At 53.1% G+C, this 309-nt stretch carries 1 pseudogene; it reads left to right on the top strand.

Features of this window, described 5'->3' with window-relative positions:
- A pseudogene (locus EZM41_RS03920) lies at positions 1–232 on the top strand (hypothetical protein); the annotation flags it as partial.
- Between the last annotated feature and the right edge of the window lie 77 nt (positions 233–309).

The following is a 309-nucleotide window of genomic DNA, read 5'->3' as shown; positions in this document are numbered from 1 at the left end:
GGCGTTGAAGGCAGAGGGTTTTGCCGAAGATGCGCCTGAACATTACATCACTATAGGTTTTGCCAGAAACGCGGTGCTATCCGCCGCGGACAAGGTGATAGAGTTGGTGAAATCAGGCGAAATCCGCCATTTCTTCCTCATAGGAGGATGCGACGGCGCAAAACCGGGGCGGAATTACTACACGGAGTTCGCCCAGGCGGTGAAGAACCGGGAGGTCCCACCCAAATTTTAGGCAAAGAGAGCTCCTTCCCCCCCTCCACGAGGATAAAATCCGCTTCAGAGAAGAAACGAACCGTCAAGAAGGAAATA

The organism is Acetomicrobium sp. S15 = DSM 107314, from assembly GCF_016125955.1.
Taxonomy (GTDB): domain Bacteria; phylum Synergistota; class Synergistia; order Synergistales; family Thermosynergistaceae; genus Thermosynergistes; species Thermosynergistes pyruvativorans.
The sequence above is the reverse complement of the archived record's forward strand: the minus strand, read 5'-3'. Positions and strand labels throughout refer to the sequence as shown.